This window comes from Microbulbifer maximicatervae (SeqCode), from assembly GCF_052466985.1.
This window is the reverse complement of sequence record NZ_CP174298.1, coordinates 1,534,962-1,553,822: the sequence shown is the minus strand read 5'-3', so window position 1 is coordinate 1,553,822 and position 18,861 is coordinate 1,534,962. Positions and strand designations below refer to the sequence as shown.

The following is an 18,861-nucleotide window of genomic DNA, read 5'->3' as shown; positions in this document are numbered from 1 at the left end:
TTGTGATTATTAGTCAACACCTAACTTCTTCAACTGTTCCAGCCAAATGTTACGGCCAACACGATCGTACTTACGCACGATATTCTTCAATTCTTGGTACTTCTCTTGCGGTCTTATTATCTTTGGGAGTAGAGGATCAATCGCTAGGCGATGAATGGCCTCACCACCCAACCGGCATGTTTCTGATAATGTTGTATAAATAGGTTTATTTGACAGAGTCTTAAGGCTGTTCTCAAGGGACCGTACGAGATCGTTATATTCGCTATCAAGCCTTCCGATATCCCATAGCTGGTGAGCCCATTGAGAGACTAATGAATCGGGAACCTCATGCAATACAAAACAGTTCGCTCCTACCTCAAGTCCAAGAGTATCTAATGAAGCGATTATTTCAGAATGGGCGAGTTTTAGATTGTTGGGTCGTACCCACAGGTGGTCGAGGCCTACGGAAAAACCATACCATTGGAGAACCGATAATGACTTTCTACGAACCGTACGTGATATTCCTTTAGGTAAGTGACAAGTAAGCCAACTACCATCCCAAGTTTCATAATGAAAAGTATCATGTTGCCAGCGGTTGATAAAAGCACGTTTGGCGATCGCTTTTTCTGTTAAACGGTACACCCCCCGCCCATCATGGCTGACCAATTCGGTACTTACCAATCTATTTAATGTTACTCGTAGACTATTGATAGAAATGTCAAATGCATCAGATATAAAGCTGAGCTGACTGGTTCCAAGCTCGTGTCGCTTGTTAACGCCCATCAGGTCCAGTAGGACATTTTTAGGGGTAGGCTCATACGTAAACTGATACATAATGATTTTACTGACAATAATCCTGGTATTTGTTCTAAGTGATATTACAGAGTAGAGCACAACTTGCAAGACATTGTAATCTTTGGGTTAAACAAATAGACGCTTAAATCCACGGTAATGCCATCTTCTGCTATCCGATATCCTTATCATCGTGATAGAAATCTATGGGGGAGGATTATATTGAAGTGCTTGATAAGCTCTCTGTGCGAGGATGAGATGATAATTTCAAGCTTTGTTGCTAAGGCAGTTAAAGTTGTAGATGTTAATAGCTAACACAGGTGTAACTTGTACAAATTATGTGTTCTAGAAATTCTAACAGAAGCAATTTTGTGTATTACTTTAACAATATCCTTAAAGCAAATGCCTAAGAATAGGTGCTTTTTAGCACTATCTAGCAGTTTAATAGTTGCTGTTGATATAATGATCGATAGAGGAATCCCATAGTAATAAGGGAATGCTATGTATACCTCTAGATTGTCTTTTCGTTAGATTGATAACTGTTCTTTTTTGTGGGTCGGGAAGGGACTGGATATGTCAGTTGCTATATGCCACTAAAAGGTATTTCTATAGTTCGGCATCCTTTAATCTAGGGGGAAATATATGGTTGCTTGACTTGTTAACAATTTTCTGTATTTGGGTAACATTTGTTTGTCCAGTTTAGGTTAAAATGCTTGGAAGTCTTATAAAAAGTGGTGGTAGAACATGAGTGAAATATCAAAGTTCGGAGTCGTAATATATGCAAGAGATATACAGGGTCTCTCCGAGTTCTATCTAAAAATGTTTGATTTTCATGTGCTATATAAAACAGATAAGTTAATTAGTATAGGTAAAGATGGATTTAATATTGTTGTACATGACCCGCCCATAGAGCTCCCTGAGCGAAATTTCAACACAATTAAACTATTTGTCATGGTGGAATGTCTTGAAGATGCAAAGAATAAGGCTGAGGCACTTGGGGGCAGGGCTATGGAAGGTGAGTGGTCAAATCCAATTTTCAAGGTTTGTAACGTAGTTGACCCTGAGGGGAATCACATTCAGCTTAGGGAAGCTAAATCTTAGTAATAAAGTCAGTTATTATCTATATTGGTGAAGCATGACCTTCATTGATGTTGCTTGGTGGCGAGTATATGTTTCTTTACAGTTTTATATTTTAAAGTTTGATTTCCAAAGTAACTCTTCAATGTGGTGCGTAATAGTGAGTTGGAGGATAGGTGGATTTAATATTAAAAGATATAATTTCTTTATCATGTAAGGCTCTGCAGGAGGAGGATCAGTATCTTCAGGAGTCACTTTCCAATAATTCTTGCTACTCGTGTGACCAAGCTGGGATTCTAAAAATAAATAATGAGAGATATTATCAGTTCATCATTGCCAGGTACCTTTTTAGATGCTTCGCTAGAAGGGTTCAGGTCGAATATGACTTAATTGATCTTGTTGTTTTCCGGGAAGATGTGCCATCAGAAATAGAAGTGGTGGTGGAAATGAAGAGGTGGATGAGCTCAACAGGTAGTTCTGAAATACCTAAAATTAGAAGTGACTTTGATAAATTAAGAAAATGTAGTCCGGCAAAAGGACTGGCTCTAATAATGTCCTCTAATCCAAAGGGCGTATCAATTAAAGATAATATACAGTATCTTTCTGATGAGCTAGATAGAAATTTAGATTCAGACCTATGGGTATATGAGTCGTTCGATACAATAGGTATAAATGGTGAAGAAAATGTATTTTGGGTGGCCGGTTATAACCCTGCTTATTGATAAGAGTCAGTTGTAAAAAGACATGATTGTTTTCTATAATTTATTATTTGAGTAATTCTTCTAGCTTAAAATCGTTTATTGTATATAGACTTTTTTATTTTAGATAGTGTTTATTTTGTGGTCGTCAATCATTCGTGTAGTTAAGTTGAATTTAGATGGTTCGTAACCAGTTGGATGGAGATTAATATGATCTATCCTGCTTGTTGGTTGTAAACTAGTCATAACTCTCAATAGAGGCAGTCTTCAATCAGGTAGGCGAGAAAAAAATTTTCAAACTTGCTGGCAGAGTATAGGTTGGCTCTACTGACCTTTAGTGGTTGAAGCACATTTAATGCAATAAGCTACTATGATTGGATGCTAATTACTTGAGCGAGAAAAGGAGAAGTTGGTATGGACGCTGCTTCAGTTAAATTCCCAACGTATTCTGAGCTTCAGAAAGTGCTTAAAGATATTGTAAGCGAAAAAAATGGTGGATTTAACTTTAATATGTGGGCAACTATCGTTGATAGGGATGGTGTCGTTAAATTAGTTGCATTTTCAGGCAAGGACCGAGGTGATCAATGGCCTGGGAGCAGAGTTATCTCAGCGCAAAAGGCAAACACGGCGAATGCTTTCAGTCTTCCCGACCTATCACTATCAACGGCCAACCTTTTTTCGGCTGTACAGCCTGGTGGTAGTTTATATGGTTTACAGCATAGCAATCCAGTTGATACAAGTGTCGCTTATGGTGGTTCATCAAATCAAATTGGCACAGAAGATGACCCGATGGTGGGTAAAAAGATCGGAGGAATTAATGTATTTGGTGGCGGTTTAGCTCTGTATAATAAGAATGGAAAGCTTATCGGCGCTCTAGGGGTTAGCGGTGATAGTTCATGTGCAGATCATAATATCGCATGGAAATTGCGCCACAACCTCCAGCTAGATTATGTGCCTTCAGGAGTTAGCCCCAATAAGGATGACAATATTGTCTATGATATTGTTGATGGCGTTAGCGCCAGTGGTTGGGGGCATCCCGCATGTTCTCCCGAATCAGTTGATATAGCCACAAGCTTCTCTAAAATTTATTCGGTTAGAACAAAAAAGTAATTTAGTTTCCAGCAAGAGCAGTATTCTACACTATCCCAATAATGATAATGGCAAGCCGAACGAGGTTTTTATAGATCTGTCCTTATTTGTATTAGTTCAGACCAAATCTGACACATCCTCTTGAAAAAGAGGGGTTTACCGGTTTTGATGAAGGTGCCTAAACCTAAAAACAAAACCAAGGATAAACCCCATGATCCATACTAATGATCGTATCATCAAACACAAGACCGGATTGCTCAATCTTGCAGAAGAGCTTGGCAACATCTCAAAAGCTTGCAAGATGCTTGGTGTATCGAGAGACACTTTCTATCGGTACAAGGAAGCTGCTTCAAGTGGCGGTGTGGACGCCCTTCTTGAAAAGAGTCGACGGGTGCCTAACCACAAGAACCGTGTTGACACAGCAATTGAAGAGGCCGTGTTGACTTATGCCCTCCAAGAGCCTGCCCATGGACAGGTTCGAGTCTCCAATGAGCTACGTAAACGTGGCGTATTCGTGTCCCCTAGTGGTGTTCGGAGTATCTGGTTACGGAACGACCTGGCTAACTTCAAGTTACGATTAAAAGCACTTGAAGCCAAGGTGGCTAAGGAGGGGCTAATCCTCACGGAGTCGCAGGTTCAGGCCTTGGAAAGAAAGCGACATGATGATGAAGCCTGCGGGGAAATTGATACTCAACACCCCGGCTATCTAGGTTCTCAGGACACCTTCTATGTAGGAACATTTAAGGGGGTTGGGCGTGTTTACCAACAAACCTATGTCGACACCTATGCAAAGGTAGCCCATTGCAAGTTGTACACCACTAAGACGCCAATCACAGCAGCAGATCTTCTGAATGATCGTGTATTACCGTTTTACGCCATGCATGATCTGCCGGTGTTGCGTATTTTGACTGACCGCGGTACTGAATATTGCGGCAAGCTGGAGCAGCATGATTATCAGTTGTACTTGAATATCAACGAGATAGAACATACCAAGACAAAAGCCAGGCACCCACAAACAAATGGTATCTGTGAGCGCTTCCATAAAACTATATTACAAGAGTTCTACCAGCCATCGTTACGACGAAAGATCTATGGATCAATAGAAGAGCTACAAAAGGATCTGGACGAATGGCTCGTATATTACAATAATGATCGAACTCATCAGGGTAAAAAGTGTTGTGGTCGCACACCGATGGTAACCCTTGAAGAGGGTAAAAGTATCTGGAAGGAGAAACTCGTAAACTGAATTTGACCTGACAGAGTACCTTCTGAAAAACCGGTAACTGTCAGATCAAGTCTGAACTACTACACCTTATTTGATGTTGCCCAACAAGGTAAAGGCTATGGCCCAAAAACTATGAGACTTCAGTGTGAGGAAGTCGAAAAAGTGAAAATTTTTAATCCTGTATCCCGTTGCTACGTAGCAATCCATGCTTTTATTAAGAAACTTTTTAGCGATTTAATTTTTAAGTTGTAGATCGAGACGAGTTTGATGAGTCAATAATGGAATTGCATTATGTTCAGTCAGTTCTGTGGGGCTTTGTCTACGCTGTTTTCTTTTATATATCCCCCTTCACGAAGAACGAGTAGGGGGATATAAAGCTCTACCTTTGCGATTGTGATTATAACTTAAACATTAAGTTTTTTGTTTACTGGCAGATTGCGAATTCTGGTTCCTGTTGCTGCAAATATCGCGTTGGTCAATGCAGGGGCTACGGGTGGCACACCAGGCTCACCAACGCCTGCTGGAGCAGAATTGGCACTCACTACCGTTACCGAAATATCAGGGCACTGCCCCATACGAAGTACAGGGTAATCATGGAAGTTGGACTGCTTAACCTTCCCATCTTCAAAGGCTACCTCTCCCATCATCGCCAAGCTTAAGCCAAAAATCACCGCGCCTTCGGTTTGTGAGACAACTCTATCAGGGTTAACAACAAGTCCAGCATCAATAGCTGCAATTGCTTGCAGTACCTTAAGGTTTGTGTTTTTCACCTCCACCAGAATCGCTATAGCTACATAGCTATTAAAGCTTCGATGAACGGCAAAGCCCCAGCCTTGATTTGACTGGTTAGGTGCAAATTCAGCCATATTCCTTTCAACAATATCAATCACCTGATGGTAGCGACCAACATCGACTGGGTGACGTGATAGATCCTCTCCGTAGTTTCCGTATTTGAACTGTTGACCGGAAAAGTCGATATGCCTAGGTTGGCCCAACATTTCTTTCCACATCTTTGGGCATGATACTTTGGCATTGTGTGCCAGTTCATCCACGAAACTACCAATACCAAAGGCGTGCTGAATATTACTCACTGAGCGCATCCAGCCGATACGGGTATGCGCCAATGCTTTAACCGCTTCACAACGATGACTTGGCACAGTAAATGGAATGTCCACGAAGCCAAGGTCCAGCTCTCCAGCTGAGGGGTACTCCACGTTCTCGGCAAAGGTAGTGCTAATAGATGGAAAGGCGGTACGTTGTAGTATTGCCGTTGGCATTTGATCGCTATCAAGTTTTGCTTGATAAAATTGGACACTAATTGCGTGCATGTAGCCGTTTTGGATATCGTCCTCGCGGCTCCAGCTAACTTTAACCGGCCGTCCAAGCTTTTTAGACAATAGTGCCGCTTCCACACTAAAGTCAGGCTTTGACTTCCTTCCAAAGCCGCCCCCTAATAGCGTGACATTAACTTTCACTTGTTCGTCATTGAGCCCGAGGTTTGCTGCTACATTTTGCTGCGTACTTTGCGGTGTTTGTGTTGATGCCCAGATTTCACAGCCATTTGGTGTAACTGAAGCTACAGCAGCAGGAGCTTCCATCGGTGCGTGGGCCAAATAGGGCACTGTGTATATGGCTTGCTGGGTAGAGTCCTCCGGCCAATCGGTGTTTTCAACTCCTTGTTGGCGAACTAATTTACCAGGCTCCTTGACCCCCTGAATTAACGACTCCATGAAACTTGTGCTGCTGTGGCTATCATTCTTACTGGCAGTCCAAGTTATTTCTAATGCTTTACGCCCTTGCAAGGCACTCCAGGTGTTAGTAGCAATAACTGCTACACCACCTAAAACTTGAAACTTAGGTGGTCCTTTGGGCACAGGTAATTGAATTACATCCACAACCCCGGGAACCTTGCGAGCCAGGGTATCATCTAAACTTTCTACATCACTACCTAGAACCGGGGGCCTGCTTATACTGGCATATAGCATGCCATCTATTTGAATGTCGTAGCCATATCTAGCTCTTCCGGATAGTATATTATCCATGTCGACAATCTTGTGAGATTTGCCGATATGTTTAAAGTCCTTGTTTTCCTTCAGTTTCACGTGGTTCAATTCTGGTATGGGCAGTTTCGCAGCAGCAACTGCTAGCTCTCCATAACTAAAGCTTCTGCCCGACTTTACGTGCACGACTTTATGATTCCTGGCTTCCACTTCTCCGACAGGCACTTGCCATGAGTCTGCTGCAGCTTGTTCCAGCATGGTCCGAGCTATTGCCCCCATTTGTCGCATTTTGTCATAATGCTTACGAATACTGCGTGACCCATCGGTATTCTGGCTTCCATAGCGCTTATCGGCTAACCCTTGAATCACAACGACATGTTGCCAATCAGCCTCAAGCTCATCAGCGAGTATCTGAGGTATCCCGGTTCTAATACCTTGGCCCATCTCTGAACGATGACAGGTAAGATAGACTTTATTGTCTTCGCCAACAGCAACAAACAGGTTTAACCTCGGCTCCTTTCCTTGTGCTATGGCCATCGGACTCCAGCTTATCCCACTTGCACCTAAAGCTAAGCCCCCGCCAGTTGCTCCAAATAGTTTAAGTACATCCCGGCGGCTGAAATTTTTTACAGCTGTAAAGCTACTCATTATTAAGTTCTCTTTTTAGCGGTGTCTTGAATAGCAGCTCGAATTCGTGTGTAGGTACCACAACGGCAAATATTTCCAGCCATGGCAGAGTTAATCTCTTCATCACTTGGTGATGGGTTTTGGGTCAATAGCGCGGCAGCAGTCATAAGCTGGCCAGACTGACAATAGCCACATTGTGGAACGTTATTGTCGCTCCATGCTTGCTTCAATTCAGCAAATTGCAGCCCCTCGATGGTAGTTACTTTCTTGCCTTTGGCTTGCGAAACCGTCGTTAAACATGCTCGCGTCGGCGTTCCGTCCAAGTGGATTGTGCAGGCTCCACACAATCCAGCACCGCAACCATATTTAGTGCCTGTTAATCCAAGCAAATCTCTGATTGCCCACAAAAGTGGCATCTCTGGTGCAACATCTAGTGCGTAACTTTCGTCGTTGATGGTTAAGGTTAACTTCTTATCTGACATTACCCGCTCCTTGATAATCCCGCTAGTAATTGCGTATCGGTGGCGAAATCGCTTCTTTTCGTTAACTGGTTATGACTTGGAAATCTGACTATCGCAGAGCTAGTTTTACGGAAGTACTTATGTAAATTGATACTCTCACTAAAAACTGAAAATAAGCCCTAACTGATATTTTCCACAATCATTTGTTGCCATTTTTCTATATCAGCTCTACGATCTATATCTACGGCGACACCCTCGATCTCAACAATTGATAAAGCATCAAGATTAGATTTCTTTTTCAATAAGTGCTTTGCGCCCGTATCGCCTGTGAGAGATGCGAGATCAGTAAAATCTGAGGAGTTAAATACTGCAGGTACGCCAAAACTATTTTGATATTGGGCGCAGCAAGTTTGCCCATATGACTGCCACACAGTAATTAATTTTTGATAATCATCCAAAGTTACGCCTATGTGATCAGCCAAGGCAATTAGCAAACCATCTACCTTAAGGGCCTCGGCTTCGATAACTGCTTCTTTAATAGAGCTTGCAATACCACTTTGCCAGTTAGTGTTAAATCGTCGGTTCACATCGGAAGACAACAAATTAGCCAGCTTCTCTTGATGCGCTCCCAGAACTACCAATAACTCTACTTTTAGCCCGGTTGATGTTTTTGTGTTTAGGCTGGTTAGTTTATCAAGCGTTTGCAACAGCAGAGGCTGACTCTTAATCTTCCCATTTGAGTCAATCACATCTACTGTTGCTTGTAATTTTATACCATTAAATCTACGACTTTCTCCGGCAGCAAGCAATGCTACCAGTATCCGTTTTGAAGGTTGTCTAGCTGTCTCCCGGATAAATTTATTCACGTTGCGACCTTGTCTAGGGGTAACAATCTAGCTTGATGCAATACTCCGTGACATTGAGCCAGGATGCTCAAAGCAATGGACTCAGGTAGCTCACCACCTAATGCTAAACCTGCCGGTGCGGAAAAGACACCATAGAAATCACTTACTTTTATCCCCGCTCTATCAAGAACTTTATCACGTCTATGTGGAGGGCCGAGCAGCGCAACATAGTGTAGCTTCGTTAGGCTTACGGCTTGTAACGCCTTCGCATCCAAGTCCAAGTTGTGGTGCATCACAATCGCCGCATCAAACTGATTCAGCAGCGATGTAGTCAGCTGTGAATAGGGTTTCTTTAGAATACTTGCACCAGGGAAATCGTAATGACGGGCAAAACTTGCGCGTTCATCAATCACCGTAATGTGCCAGCCTAGTTCTTGAGCAATTTTGACTACTGGCTGAGCATCTAACCCGCCACCAAAAACAGCAATATGGAAGCGGGGTAGGCAGGGAATAATTAATCTCGGATGCAGAGCATCTGCTTTTCCATTTTGTAGTGATAAGGTAGCTTTGGTAGTGCTACCAATCTGGTAGCCCATTGCTTCTGGGGCAATAACTCTCGCAACAAGATCTCTTGAATTGGTATTTTGAATAGGTAACTCCAGTTCGTAGAAAGCGGAGTTTCCCGAGTTCAAATATTCTAAAAGGCAATGTAACTGAAGATATTGGTTTCTATGCGTGAGGGGAAATAAAATTAGTTCTACAATTCCACCACAGCCTAATTGATAGCTAGCATCCGACTCATCACTGGCATCGTAAATCACTTTAATCGAAGTATCATACTGAATAGCGCGTTGAGCGTATCGTTTTAAATCGGCCTCTAAGCAACCACCACTGACTAGGCCAATACTCTTACCTAGTGGGTGAAACAACATCATCGCTCCCGCCTTACGATAAGCTGAGCCCTGAACTTTGGTGATTACGGCAAGTACCCAATCATTCTCAGGCGATGCCTGCCATTCACTTAATAGGGCTTCAATATGGTGCGACATAACTCTGTGCTCGAATACATGAAAAATGACCTACAAACCTATTTGGAACCCAGTAAACTGTAAAACACCACAATTTAGCGATACTCCAAGAATGTGAATAAAATGCAAGGTCGTTCCCAGAAAATGCGGCAGCTGTGCTGTTAAGCGCGATAGTCGGAAATTGATGTGTGCTTTCGTCTAATAATGGGCTGCTTCTATAAGGGTAGAATCTGAGGCGAGGCAGTGGAGATTTGTCCTAAATAGCCCATATCCGATTATTTTCTATTTTGGCTGCCTCTGAAATAGTGGTGCCAGCTCACTGGCTTGTTCCGAGTCGAATCAGTAACTTACTTCCTAGTGATTCTTTGGGTAAGGAAAGGCTTAGTGCGTAGAGGTTTTTGTAACTGATCATTGGTAGAAGAGTAAAGCAAGGCAAAAGGGTAATAGATGTAGAATGGAAAATTACATATTAAGCTGCTAGTGCTGGGAAACCATTGGTTACGTCAATACTTATAAGGTTAACTAAACGTTAGTATTGCAATGCCAGAAAAAATTCGAGATTTATATGAATTCTATCGATAGCCGGTCTTGTTTAAGCGATAAGTAGTGTTTGATTCAAAGATTGTAACAGATAAGGTTAGAATGCGGTGAATTTTAAGTCCGTTTAGTTGTGTTTTGTGGTGTGCCATATAAAGATAAATTGATAAGGATGGTTATGAATACCAAGTCGATTCTCAATTTTCTCATCGCAGGTATAATATTATTTGGTGTTTCAATTCTTGCTGAAAATAGCGGTATTCTAAAGCATGGGGTATTAAAGGTGTGGAATTATCTATTTCGCCGTATCGTGAAGTTCTTGGTTTGAGTTATGTAGTTAATGGGGAGTAATTGTGAAATTTACACAGAGCTTATTGGTTAAGTATTGCCTTGTTTTATTGTTCCTTTTCTACAGTGCGGTAACTCTGGCACAGAACAATAAAATAGATTATTTGGACATTTTGATTCTTGATGGAAAAGTTATCGATGGTTCAGGTAATCCATGGATAAAGCAAGATGTAGGAGTGATCGATGACAAGATAGTCTTTGTAGGGAACGCTGATAGTCTTAGGAGCAAGGCTAAATTAACCATTAATGCTGAGGGGTTATATGTTACTCCTGGGTTTATTGACATGCATAGCCATGCAGGTCTCAATGACCCGCAGGGCAAAAAAATGTTACCCCAGATCTTTCAGGGCGTGACCTCGGTAATTGTTGGTGTAGATGGATTTGGGAAAAATGATGTTCTAGAGCAATATAAAATCGCTGAGGGGGGAGGTGAAAGGCTCAGTGATACCGGTGTCAATATAGGAACCTATGTGGGTTTCAATCAGGCTCGCTTGAACGTTATGGGGATGAATGATAGACCTGCCAGCAATGAAGAGCGTTCAAAAATGACGCAGTATCTTGAAAGTGGTATGCAGCAAGGTGCTTTTGGGGTCTCAACGGGTCTTTTTTACCGACCGGCTTCTTATGCCTCAACAAAAGAAGTGATTGAATCCCTGTCATTCTTAAATAAGTATAAAGCTATTTATGATACCCATGATAGGGATTTGGGGGCAGTTCTAAACGGTATAGGATACGATGCTTCTGTTGCTGAAGCTATCAAAATTGGTTCAGCAATAGATGCGAGAATTATCTTTAGCCATTTTACTCCACAGGGTAAGCATAACGACGGACGAGCTAACGTAGGGATAGATTTGATCAATAATGCCAGGGCGGATGGTGTTCAGGTATTTGCTGCACAACATCCATATACTGCAACGCAGAGTTCATTGCTAGCTTATACTATTCCAGACTGGGCTTTAGCTGGAGGAATGACATCTTTACTTGAACGATTACAAAGTGAAAATCCCCTAAAACGTTTGCACTCAGAACATAGGCAGATGCTTGGTATTCGTGGTGGTCCGGAAAAATTATTATTTACTGATAATAATAAAGACCTCAATGGCAAAACGTTAGCACAAGTATCCGAGGAATTAAATCTAACAACTTTAGATACTGTACTTCATATTGCTAAGGAGCAAAGAGATGCTTCTGTTATGAATCTTGAATTATATGATATGGACAATATTCGCTTATTAGCAACACAGGAATGGATGATGACGAGCTCGGATGGAGGCTCACACGCTGTGCCAGGCCAGCGTGCACATCCTAGAACATTTGGAGCGTTTGCTAAGAAGATAAGGCAGTTTGTTGTTGATGAATCTCTGATTTCTTTACCATTCTTGATTAGGGGGATGACAGCATTGCCCGCGAGCTTCTTAGGTATTCAGGATCGGGGGCGATTGGCTCCTGGATATTATGCCGATATTGCTATCTTTGATTTGGATCAGGTCAATGATCGAGCAACTTACGAAGATCCGCAGCAGTTCGCAGAAGGCTTTATTCATGTATTAGTTAATGGCGAGTTGGCCTTGTACCACGGTGAGATAAAGAGTACAGATTTAGGACAGGTTTTACTTAGGCACCAGCCGCTAGTGAATGAAATGCCAACCGCACTACAAGTTAAAGAAAGTCTCTTAGGTGCTTTTGGAGGGAAGGATTCATTACATAAGATTGAATCTTTAACATCTACAATAGAGTTATCTTCAGAAAGCAAGCCGTTGCGTACAAAAATTCAATATTTAAATTTCTTGAATGAATCCATCGCCGAATATTCAGATCGTGAAAATGTAATTCACTTTGGAGTAGAAGGTCAATACGAACTATTTCAAGGTGGCAATTCAATTGACCCTGAGTCAGCTGCCTATATTAGCTTAAATAAGAAGGATAATTTGCTTCAGGGATTATGGCTTAATTTCCTTTATTTTCTACGTGACCCATCGATGGAAGTGCAGGGTCCATTTGATGTGCCTGAGCACAGAAATGAAAGCTGGTGGAAGCTCGTCTCAGGGGGAAGGATTACCCCTTTACTTGGTATAGACCCTGATACTGGGTATATTAGAAAGGTACTTTATAAAAATGGTGTTTATGTTGAGGAGTTTGATTATAGAAGGGTTGATTCAGGCGTCGTTTGGCCACATCAATTTAAAGTAATAAATAATGGTAAAGTTAGCCTGAGCGGTCGATACAGCACTCTAAAGATTAACTCAGGTTCAGGGCTTGTGGTATTACCATCTTGGTTTCCTGAGAATTAGTTTACTAGGAAAACACATTGCTACTCGCCTATTAATAGATAGTTGGCTACGGTTGGCCCGAGGGTGAGCCTTGCTTGTATTAATTCGGATTTTGATTGGCAGTGTGTTTTCTACAACAGTGGTAATTGGAAGGTCAGATTTGAATTGGTACTTGTAAGTATTTACCGGCTTAAATTATAGCTCGGGCTTTTTGCCGTTTAGTCAGGATTGGCTAATTCAGAAATCCAACCTCAGGTAAGTTAGCTTCCGAGTAAGAGAAATTTTTCACCAATGTCTTTTAGCTATACCTCCATGCGAACAGAGATTTCTCTCAATATAGGCGATAGTTTTGAGCTTTGAATTTTCGCAAAGTCCACTACGTAGCCTTGCAAAGCCTATATCGTCACCTAAGTCTCCACTATAGTATCTGTTTCATCTACTAAGCTCTATACCCCTTTAAAAGAGCATGGTTTTTCATACTTCATTTCGATGGCTTTTTGCTCGCGATATTGGCCGAGTAATGAGATACCTATTCCGGACATAATAATGATACCCCCAATAATTTGAGCGAAGTTGGGAACCTCTTGCAGGATAAGAAAGGCGAAGAAAGTACCGGCTACGGGAGTAATGGCTGTGGCGATAGAGATATCAGCAGAGCTCGCCCCTCCTTGGAGTCCTTTAAACCAGGTGATCTGCCCAAGGACAATAATGATTGCCCCGTATACAAGCATCCACACCCAGAGGAAGGGAGAGAATAGGTCGTCAAAGTGGTGGGGGCCAAATACAGAGAGGACAATGACCGAAAAGAGTATCGCTCCCGCAAGCATACGGAAAGTTGAAAAGACGCCAATAGGGACCCGATCAAGCAGTTTCCGGCTTGCCTGAACCGCAATGACCCCTAAGAGTGTGGCTAAAGCGGTTAAAATTTCTCCAGCTTTGGGGAGGTCTTGAAGAAATTGGTTCATGGCTGGATTTCCAAGATTGAGCATTTTCATACTCATTGGATCTTCCATCGGGGGTTGGTGTAGGACAAAAATTGCAATAACGCCAACCGTTACCACAAGGGCTCCCACTATTGAGAATGCGGTAGGCCTCTCCCGGAACATCAGATAAGCGAACAAAAGTCCCAAGGGAGCATCTAGAGTTGCAATTAAAACGACATTGGTCACTTCTGTGAGCATCAGAGCAATAAAGAAGAAAGCGGGGGCAAGAACTCCAGACATCAAAATAAGCACGAACATGTAAAACCAGTCTTTGAAAGGATACTGCTTTAAGATGCTGAGGCGCCAATCTTTTCTATAGATAATTAAAAGGGTGATACCTGCCAAGAGATTTCCAGCGAACAAGAGGTTGCAAAAAGAGATAGGGTTGTTTCCATTAATGGGGTGGCTGGCACCCAGTTCCCCAATTTTCGCAACGACTGCGTTGGAGGCAGCAAAAATAAGAATCGAAATCCATAACCAAAATCGAGTACTTCTTACGGAAGGTTGATTTTCCATTTGATTTTCCCTGGGCACTACAACATGTTCCACTAAATTTAAGTCGTTCCGCACTAAGTATCCCCCTACAATTAAGTAGTGGTAAGTGGGTCAGTCTGATCTGGATTAGTGTAGACCAATTCTAATAACTGATAGTGCTTGAAAGGAGAGTGTCCACCTATATCAAAATACTGTTGCGAATGCTGCTCTGAGTATTGGGGCAATTCTTACTCATGTTTATTTAGGGATCAGGTTATACCGGAGTTTAGTGAGGAAAATATGACTGTGAAACTCTAGTGCTGGAGACAGGCTCTTAATATGTGCTGCTGGAAGTGGAGCTTACTACAGCAGCGTACTATATTTTAAGTGAAATATAGATGGTTATGAATTTTCCCCTTCTAGAGATGGATAGTGTATTGTACTCCATGAATGGCTGCAAATTAGAGACAAAGCTAATTGTATACTCAGATCGAGACTCTCAATATGTGGCCCAAGGATATTGGATTCTAAAATATAAGAATTAATGCTTGCAATACAAGATTGGTTAGGTGTTCGCTAGTTTCCCTAATTTTTCTTCTGCTTGTTAGTCTTTAAGGTGCGTTTTACGAGTGTTTAAAATTGCATGTTTTCGGGAATTTGCAAATTCTGATTAAGAGTAAAGGTAAGGGTTTCGCTAATACTGACAGCAATTCAATACCCATCTTCCAGACCTACAAATCTGTCTGTTTTATTTAGCTGTTCTGTTGAGGCACAACTTATCGGCAATTAGATGATCTAAGCTAAATCGGCCGGGACCAGTAGTTATTAACCATATAAATAAAATAATATACAAAACTTGGGGTAAATAAAGAAACCAGCTCATCCAGTCTAGTGGTCCAATGCCTTTAGGGATGGCGTGTTCGATTTCAACTGTGGCAATAGCAACAATCATTACAATGGATAGGATAATGGCAGCAAGTGTTGACAGTAGGCCCATAATTAAAAGTAATCCTCCGAAGAACTCTATAGAGGCTAAAACCAGCGCCATAAATTTATGGAAGGGCATTCCTATTTCGCTCATCAAGTTAATAAGGTCTGCATGTTTCTCAGGATCGAATAGTTTGTTATACCCAGATACTGAAAAAAATAGCCCCAGAGATACGCGTGCAACTAAGATGGGCACCCATTCCCAGCTGCGATTACCTATAAGTATTTTTTTAATTAAAGAAGAAGGTTGAGTAAACATATATGCCCTCTTGCATGGTTGCGCCCAAATTATGAGTGCCCAGTAAAGAAGTTTTATGCACCTTAATTTTGGCTTTACACTGTATGGCTAATATTGAACCTAAAATATTTATAGAGCAGTAATCCAAAGACTCCTTAACTTTTCAGACGTAGGCGCAAATAGTGTTTCGGATTATACATTAATTAAATGTGAAATATGCAATGGCAATCTCTAGTGAGCAGTCTCGATTACGTACCGTATTTGAATGTAGCGGATATAGGGCTATCTAAAATTAAAGTAGAAACGTGACACTCCACTATCCCTCAAACATCATAGCCCATTAGCGTGTAAGGGCAAGCCAAAAATACACTGACCTTTATATTGGCGCGATACAGTAAGTCTGTGAATAGTTTGATAGTTCTCCACAAAATCTGCACCCAAGAGTATCCTTACGCTATTTCTTACCCCGCCCTGATAGGAGTCGCTTGAAAGATAGCGATAATAATGGCGACGGAAAAACCGAGTAGTGCTGGCAACAAGAAAGTGGGCTGTTCGTCATGAAAAAAATTAAACGTACGCCGATAGCTCTGACATAAATTCTCCAACTTTTAGAAATTTAAGTGGCTCAGAAATAGAGAGTCTTTAGAGTCAGATTATCTATATGTCATCTTAATTGACCATGCCTGCTTGTTTATTGATCAGGTTTGGTGCGCACAAGGACCCCTTCATGGTGGGGGGTAAGGTATTTAGGAGTCAACTTTTACTAGATTACTTTCTGCTGCCACCGCATCTGATGGAGCGATTGTACCAGATATTTGCCTCTTACTAGTTTGGTGCTTTAGGGTTTCATTTATGATAAAGCTATGGGGCTTGGAAAAATCTCTCTGAATTATGTTCTAATCAAGATAGAATATGCTGTTCTAATGGTAGTTGGCATATGGAAGTTGGTTTTGTTTTTTTGTATCTCACCAAATACATAACCAGGCCATGCCGCGATCGATCTACTGATATTTGCGATTATGCATTGTGTAGAGGTCTGGAGGTTATGAGTAAAAAATTGATTTTTATAATAGCTGTTTTTATGGCTGTGTGTGGGATAGGGTGTGCGAGCCAGGAAGATTTGCTTGATGCTGAGCTTTGGTCCGGCGATCCATATATAAACATTCCTGGTAGCGATGGGGCTACCGAAGATCTTGGGAAAACACCTCGAGCTAAAATGCTGGAGCAGCGAGAGATTGATACACAGAGAAAGAGTAAATTGTCAAAAGATCAAGTCCTAGAGCATTTAATTTTGGGTGAAGATGGGAAGATCAATTTTTAACTTAATACCAGTAACATTCAAAGTTCGGAGCCTCCGGTAAGTCCATAACAAGATCATTGAAGTTGTTTTGGCCACAAAATACGGGGCTCCACAGGACCGGTTACAATTTGCTCTGGTAGCGGTTGGTGGTGGCATAGCCTTTAGGGGGGTTGAGTGATGTTTGGCAAGTTCCAGTTGAACTTGCCCTTGCTAAGTGGGCGGAAGTGATCAGTTTTAAAGCTAAACTCTTTATAGAGGAGTGGTTTCTATACTACTTGCGTATGGGCGACAGTCACACAAAGAGAGACTTTAATATCCTATATTAACCAAATGATTATCCAGGGTAGCTGGTGATCGCACTATATCGTGCGGTAGTGCCAGCCAACCAGGATATAAATCTCGTCCTAGCCATTTACATGGCTTTTACTGAACCTGTATTATTTTTTACCTGTGGCTGGTTATGTTGAAGTCAGCACGATAATCATCGCCTACATCTCTTGCCATTCCCTGCTTCTCATTCCTTTTAAGTTTGTGGTAAATGCTGCTCTAGCCAAATTCTCTCAAAATGTTATCTCAAGCAATTTTTGCTTAATACAGAAGACAGAGTATTAGTTGAGGCTAGTCCAGTAGATAGAATATGGGGCATTGGTCTGGCCCAAGATAATTCTGCGTCAGAAAATCCTAACGATTGGAAAGGCCTTAATCTTTTAGGGTTCGCACTTATGGAAGTGAGAGCCAGGCTAACAGGCATCTAAAATAGCTTGAGGGTGTAGAATAGGGGAAGGTGGGTGCCGAGCTGTCAGTACGAGGTAACTCCTCGGATCACACAAATGCATAGTGCCAAAATTAATTTAGTACTCTAGTTTCTAATTCTTCGCTCAGAGCGGGATTTCCAAGTCGTGAACCTCTAAAGCCAAATCAGCACAAGAAGTTCACGATAACCAGCCCAGGTAGCCTTAGATCCGTGGCAGCCACATTCCCATCGTAGCGGCAAAAATACCAATGGCCATAAACACGGTCAGCGGCACTAGTGTACTGACAAACGCAATCTGGGTACCCTGTGCGGCTCCACGCTTTTGACAGTGAAAATACCATTCCAGCATGGCCAGTGGGAGCAGGTATTGGCCGAAGCCCAGTGCATATAGGAAAGGCCCGGTAAAGGATTTCCAGTCAATCCCCCAGCCGCCGGTTAGCATTGCCCAGCCCATCAAGGCTACACGAAAAAACCACACTGCACTTGCTGCCATAAAAAGGCGCAGGGCCCAGCGACGGTGCGCAGCAAAGCGCCTGGCCATCGCGGTACGCACCGCCAGAAAGGCAAACACCAAAATTAGTATGCCGTCCATGGTGATACTGATCTGCGATACCAGATTACCAATAGTGTGCCGCGTCCAGGTCATGTAGAGCCCCGCGATACTGGCTATGACAGCGGTCAGCAGATAGCTGCGTCCCAGCCAGCGGTGGAAGTTAGGGGCATGGCGCCGCACCGAGGGGATTAGCTGAAGTGGACCACCGCCAATGACAATCGCGGCCAATAGCACGTGGCTCACCGAAGCCAGGTTGCCTAATATATCTCCCTCGCGGAAGCCTGCCGGTAGGTGCAGCCCTTTCAAGCCATGCACTCCTGATTCGGCAATGGGTGGGTAGAAGACGGCCAGGATATAGGCGAAGAAGATCGCATGGCCGATAGCCGCGATGCAGAACCAGGTTTTTACCGACAGGTTAACTGCCCGCCGGGTGTCGAATGGTCGCGGTAGTGTTTGGCTGAGTACAGCGTCGTTCATGGGGTTCTCCAGGCGATTATGGTCCGCATTGGGTCTGAGTTTGCTTGCCGAGCATGTTCTGCTTTTTCAGACCTACGCACATCGGCCGCAGGCAGGAATCGAACTCCCCCAAAAGGTGG

At 42.5% G+C, this 18,861-nt stretch carries 15 protein-coding genes; 7 read left to right on the top strand and 8 right to left on the bottom strand.

Features of this window, described 5'->3' with window-relative positions:
- Positions 1 to 9 precede the first annotated feature (9 nt).
- Positions 10 to 813 (bottom strand): hypothetical protein, encoded by an 804-nt coding sequence (locus ACJJI3_RS06780; protein ID WP_444913574.1) that lies wholly within the window; start codon positions 811 to 813, stop codon positions 10 to 12.
- Between the two features lie 702 nt (positions 814 to 1,515).
- On the opposite strand from ACJJI3_RS06780, the gene ACJJI3_RS06775 reads away from it, so the two are divergent.
- From ACJJI3_RS06775 to ACJJI3_RS06760, 4 genes are all read left to right on the top strand, one after another.
- Complete coding sequence (locus ACJJI3_RS06775) at positions 1,516 to 1,872, top strand: VOC family protein (protein WP_444941947.1); 357 nt, start codon at positions 1,516 to 1,518, stop codon at positions 1,870 to 1,872.
- Positions 1,873 to 2,024: 152 nt separating this feature from the next.
- The gene (locus tag ACJJI3_RS06770; protein ID WP_444913576.1) at positions 2,025 to 2,570 is read left to right on the top strand and encodes a hypothetical protein; all 546 of its coding nucleotides are present in this window, start codon (positions 2,025 to 2,027) and stop codon (positions 2,568 to 2,570) included.
- A gap of 390 nt (positions 2,571 to 2,960) precedes the next feature.
- Entirely contained in the window at positions 2,961 to 3,656 is a 696-nt protein-coding gene (locus ACJJI3_RS06765; RefSeq protein ID WP_444941946.1) for a GlcG/HbpS family heme-binding protein, read from the top strand.
- A gap of 190 nt (positions 3,657 to 3,846) precedes the next feature.
- Positions 3,847 to 4,881, top strand: coding sequence for an IS481 family transposase (locus tag ACJJI3_RS06760; protein WP_444913809.1), 1,035 nt, complete (start codon positions 3,847 to 3,849; stop codon positions 4,879 to 4,881).
- Positions 4,882 to 5,264: 383 nt separating this feature from the next.
- On the opposite strand, the gene ACJJI3_RS06755 is transcribed toward ACJJI3_RS06760, so the two are convergent.
- The 4 genes from ACJJI3_RS06755 to ACJJI3_RS06740 all read right to left on the bottom strand — a co-directional run bounded on the left by ACJJI3_RS06755 (position 5,265) and on the right by ACJJI3_RS06740 (position 9,842).
- Positions 5,265 to 7,508, bottom strand: coding sequence for a xanthine dehydrogenase family protein molybdopterin-binding subunit (locus ACJJI3_RS06755; RefSeq protein ID WP_444941945.1), 2,244 nt, complete (start codon positions 7,506 to 7,508; stop codon positions 5,265 to 5,267).
- 2 nt (positions 7,509 to 7,510) lie between these two features.
- On the bottom strand, positions 7,511 to 7,969 hold the full coding sequence (locus ACJJI3_RS06750; RefSeq protein ID WP_444912884.1) for a (2Fe-2S)-binding protein: 459 nt from the start codon (positions 7,967 to 7,969) through the stop codon (positions 7,511 to 7,513).
- A gap of 158 nt (positions 7,970 to 8,127) precedes the next feature.
- On the bottom strand, positions 8,128 to 8,814 hold the full coding sequence (locus tag ACJJI3_RS06745) for a nucleotidyltransferase family protein (RefSeq protein WP_413665547.1): 687 nt from the start codon (positions 8,812 to 8,814) through the stop codon (positions 8,128 to 8,130).
- Positions 8,811 to 9,842 carry an XdhC family protein gene (locus ACJJI3_RS06740; protein ID WP_444941944.1) on the bottom strand — a complete coding sequence of 344 codons (1,032 nt, stop codon included), beginning with the start codon at positions 9,840 to 9,842 and terminating at the stop codon, positions 8,811 to 8,813. The genes ACJJI3_RS06745 and ACJJI3_RS06740 overlap by 4 nt, the downstream gene beginning before the upstream one ends.
- A gap of 869 nt (positions 9,843 to 10,711) precedes the next feature.
- Here ACJJI3_RS06740 and ACJJI3_RS06735 point away from each other — a divergent pair.
- Positions 10,712 to 12,997, top strand: a complete 2,286-nt coding sequence (locus ACJJI3_RS06735; protein ID WP_444941943.1) for an N-acyl-D-amino-acid deacylase family protein — start codon at positions 10,712 to 10,714, stop codon at positions 12,995 to 12,997.
- 425 nt (positions 12,998 to 13,422) lie between these two features.
- Here ACJJI3_RS06735 and ACJJI3_RS06730 read toward each other — a convergent pair whose 3' ends face one another.
- Both ACJJI3_RS06730 and ACJJI3_RS06725 read right to left on the bottom strand, forming a co-directional pair.
- The gene (locus ACJJI3_RS06730; protein WP_444941942.1) at positions 13,423 to 14,475 is read right to left on the bottom strand and encodes a DMT family transporter; all 1,053 of its coding nucleotides are present in this window, start codon (positions 14,473 to 14,475) and stop codon (positions 13,423 to 13,425) included.
- Positions 14,476 to 15,181: 706 nt separating this feature from the next.
- Positions 15,182 to 15,679, bottom strand: a complete 498-nt coding sequence (locus ACJJI3_RS06725; RefSeq protein WP_444941941.1) for a DoxX family protein — start codon at positions 15,677 to 15,679, stop codon at positions 15,182 to 15,184.
- A 1,024-nt stretch (positions 15,680 to 16,703) separates the two neighbouring features.
- Here ACJJI3_RS06725 and ACJJI3_RS06720 point away from each other — a divergent pair.
- Both ACJJI3_RS06720 and ACJJI3_RS06715 read left to right on the top strand, forming a co-directional pair.
- A complete protein-coding gene (locus ACJJI3_RS06720; protein ID WP_444941940.1) occupies positions 16,704 to 16,979 on the top strand; it encodes a hypothetical protein in 276 nt (91 codons plus the stop codon).
- A gap of 533 nt (positions 16,980 to 17,512) precedes the next feature.
- Entirely contained in the window at positions 17,513 to 17,713 is a 201-nt protein-coding gene (locus tag ACJJI3_RS06715; protein ID WP_444942547.1) for an NADAR domain-containing protein, read from the top strand.
- A 201-nt stretch (positions 17,714 to 17,914) separates the two neighbouring features.
- On the opposite strand, the gene ACJJI3_RS06710 is transcribed toward ACJJI3_RS06715, so the two are convergent.
- Complete coding sequence (locus ACJJI3_RS06710; RefSeq protein ID WP_444941939.1) at positions 17,915 to 18,742, bottom strand: DUF2306 domain-containing protein; 828 nt, start codon at positions 18,740 to 18,742, stop codon at positions 17,915 to 17,917.
- Positions 18,743 to 18,861 lie beyond the last annotated feature (119 nt).